Raw genomic sequence first — 2,115 nt, 5'->3', positions numbered from 1 at the left:
GAATAATACTTGTTTCAGCTTCTTTAGTTGGAGCAATTTCAATCCATCGCATTCCTTGACCGTTATCTTCCTCTGAAATTACAATAAATCCTACTTTTTCTGTCCAGAATTCCTTCACTTCATCTTGGTTATTTACATACAACATGATTTGACCAACATTATTAATCATTTATTTTAACGCTCCTTTATAAACAATTTTTATTAAACTCCATACACTTACACCTAATTATCACCGAAAATAAAGTTGCGGTGCAAAAATCTATTTCAGCGACTCCAATCGCTCGTTCAAACGATCCCARGTTTCGGTGATACCTTGCAGCATACCCATATCCATAACACTCTGAAGTGCCTCTTTGTTAACATATTCAGCACGGTTTATTAGCTTTGTCTTTCCGCCTAAATCGATGAATTCCAATGTCATCTCGGTTGACGGCATAGAATCATTTACATTGCCTTCAGCATCTGAAAAGTAATCGGTATAGACGATTTTCTCTGGCTCAATAATCTCTTTATARACTSCTTTSCCCCATGATTCCATACCAAARAATTGCCCCARGTTCTGATCGACACACTTCATACAGTAGTGCCAAACGCCTCCCGGACGGAAGTCGACAGTGCATGCCGGAATTTCCCAGCCYCTTGGYCCCCACCAKTGTTTCAAATGCTCTGGTTCTTTAAACATACTGAATACTAAATCGCGCGGTGCATCGAAAACGCGCTCCAGCACTAATACTCGCTCATTCTCTACTCTCGATACCATTGTATTACTTGACATTTCAATTCCTCCTTAAGGCTTTTCCTTGTTTTGCAATTCCTTCAAATACTCATCTAAATTATCGAATCTCTCTTCCATCACACGCTTAAATGACTGTACCCAACAATCAAGTGCTTGGAAAGGCTCAGGTCGTAACTTATAAATCCGGCGATTAGCTTCAGCCTGCACTTCCACAATTCCAGTATCACTTAGCACTTTTAAGTGTTTTGAAGTTTGTGGTTGCCTTAATCCTAGATGATTGGCAATTTCCCCGACGGTTAAGGGACCGTCACGCAACAGTTCAACGATATTCATACGATTCGGTTCAGATAAGGCATTCAGCGTCGCCACGTTCACGCCCGAAATTCCCTCCGACATATCAYTCACCTCRTTAAGTGATGGTCTCCGGTTRTAACACATCAATATCATCACTAATATTATCTTCCTGTTGAATTGATTATAACTAAAGAGGAATATTCCTGTCAAGGAATATTCAAAAACTAAATTCACACTAAATGTGGCTTCTACTTTGAAATAAAGTGAAATTTTAATTCATGTTTTTTTATTTCTCTCCACTGGTTATTATTTCGCACTAACTACGATTTTACGATAAATAAAAAGAAGTCATTTGAATCAAAATGACTTCCGCTTTTATTGAGTAAATATTCGTTTATACAAGTCAAAAAACTCGTTATATTCAGAACTTATGTAGTAGTTTAAAACAACAAATAAGCAATCGGCGTAATAATMAGCAACGTTAAAATCGTTCTTTGCACATATAGAATAATAAGTTCAGATACTTTTAACGGAATATCTGTTGATAATATACAAGGAATTGAAGCGGAGAAAAACAAAATAGATGACACCGAAACAACCGCAATAACAAACTTTGTCACGAGTGGTGCACTTACAACTAACAATGACGGTAAAAACATTTCTGCAATACCAACTGATGCCGCTTTAGCAGCTAACTCTGCTTCTGGTAATTGTAAAGCCCATGTAAATGGATAGAAAATATAACTAATCCAATCAAATATTGGYGTAAACTTTGYTAAGACKATKCCAATTARYCCTACTGACATAATCGATGGTAAAATYCCCATYGTCATWATAAAWCCGTCTTTTARRTTCACTGCGATATTTTTCATAACGCCCGGTGCAGATTTTGATACTTCTAATGCATCTTCCCAAGCTCGCTCTAACATTTTCTCTTTATAAACAGGCTCTGGGAACCCTTCTTTCGTTATGTATGTATCTGGTTTTCTACTAAGAGGCGGGATTCTTACGGTGATAGCGGTCACGATGAATGTTACAACAAGTGTAGTCCAAAAATACATATTCCATAAGTGCATTATATCTAG

General features: G+C 37.2%; 4 protein-coding genes. All 4 read right to left on the bottom strand.

Annotated elements, in window-relative coordinates; all coding sequences use genetic code 11:
- Positions 1-169: VOC family protein (locus AC1DJR_RS27655; protein WP_477004010.1), on the bottom strand; the 169-nt coding region annotated here is incomplete at its 3' end.
- Between the two features lie 90 nt (positions 170-259).
- Positions 260-775 (bottom strand): SRPBCC domain-containing protein, encoded by a 516-nt coding sequence (locus AC1DJR_RS27650; protein ID WP_477004009.1) that lies wholly within the window; start codon positions 773-775, stop codon positions 260-262.
- Positions 776-787: 12 nt separating this feature from the next.
- Entirely contained in the window at positions 788-1,132 is a 345-nt protein-coding gene (locus tag AC1DJR_RS27645) for an ArsR/SmtB family transcription factor (protein ID WP_477004008.1), read from the bottom strand.
- Between the two features lie 338 nt (positions 1,133-1,470).
- Positions 1,471-2,115 (bottom strand): YjiH family protein (locus tag AC1DJR_RS27640; RefSeq protein ID WP_477004007.1); only part of this gene is annotated, 645 nt, incomplete at its 5' end.

This window comes from Bacillus sp. 05T31, assembly GCF_056396725.1.
This window is presented reverse-complemented; position numbering and strand designations above follow the sequence as displayed.